The following is a 1,096-nucleotide window of genomic DNA, read 5'->3' as shown; positions in this document are numbered from 1 at the left end:
TGTACTGACCGGAGAGGTTAGGTACGCGGGTGGCAGGTGGTTGGCCGCCGAGTGCGGTGTGGCCGCGGTGGTGATTGTAGGTGTGCAGCCAGCGGGGGAACTCGGCGCAGCGTTCGGCGTCGCTGCGGTAAAGCCGTGCGTAGGCCCATTCGTCGGCCAGGGTGCGGTGGAATCTCTCCACCTTTCCGTTGGTCTGTGGGCGGTAGGGGCGTGTTCGGCGGTGCTCGATGTCGCCAAGAGCGTCCCTGAACGCGTGTGATCGGTAACAGGAGCCGTTGTCGGTCAACACTTTTCGTACCGTGAAACCGCATGTGGTGAACCAGGCTTGCGCGCGAAGCCAGAAGGCTGCGGCAGTCTCTTTGCGTTCGTCGGTTAGCAGCTCGCTGTAGGCCAGCCGCGAGTGCGCGTCGATCGCGGTATGCAGGAAGTGGTAGCCGCGCAGCGGGTGGCGGTGCTTGCTGCGCTCTCCTGAAGTCTTGTCGGCCTGGGCGTTGCGATTGCCGACGGTGCGTCCCAGCATGCGCCACCCTCCGCCGGCAGGGATCTTGCCGAGCTTCTTGACATCCACATGGACGAGGTCTCCGCAGCTCGCAGATTCCATCCGGCGGACGACCTGGCCGGTGGCGCGGTCCAGCCAGCGCAGTTTGGCCAGCTTGTAGCGGGTGAGCACCCGATGCACTGTGGACACATTCAGACCCAGTAGATAAGCGATCCGGGCCGGACCCCACCGCCGCAGGACACGGACTTTGATGATCCGGCGCTCGGTACGGGTGGGTGTCTGGTTGGGGCTTCGAAGTGGGCGTGAGCTGCGATCAGCCATGCCGGCTGGACCGAGCTCGCGATAACGCGAAGCCCAGCGCTGGGCTGTGGTGACCGCGACCTGGAACCGTTCGGCGGCCCGGCGCAGCGACCAACCGTCCTCGACGACGCAACGGGCCAAGCGCAGACGCCCGGTTTCAGACAATGGGGCATTACGGTGGGACACGAAGACCTCCAGAGTGAGTTGTGCGTTCTTCAGCAGCTCGCACTTCACTCGGAGGTCTTCGTTATGTCACCACGCCACGCCGTACCTAACGTCCGTGGTCAGTACAGCTAG

At 64.4% G+C, this 1,096-nt stretch carries 1 protein-coding gene; it reads right to left on the bottom strand.

The annotated features are described in order from the left end of the window. The coding region (locus CEX87_RS26890) for an IS481-like element ISMav3 family transposase (protein ID WP_094289882.1) at window positions 1–985 on the bottom strand (985 nt) is incomplete at its 3' end. Between the last annotated feature and the right edge of the window lie 111 nt (window positions 986–1,096).

Source organism: Mycobacterium lehmannii, assembly GCF_002245535.1.
Classification (GTDB): domain Bacteria; phylum Actinomycetota; class Actinomycetes; order Mycobacteriales; family Mycobacteriaceae; genus Mycobacterium; species Mycobacterium lehmannii.
The sequence above is the reverse complement of the archived record's forward strand: the minus strand, read 5'-3'. Positions and strand labels throughout refer to the sequence as shown.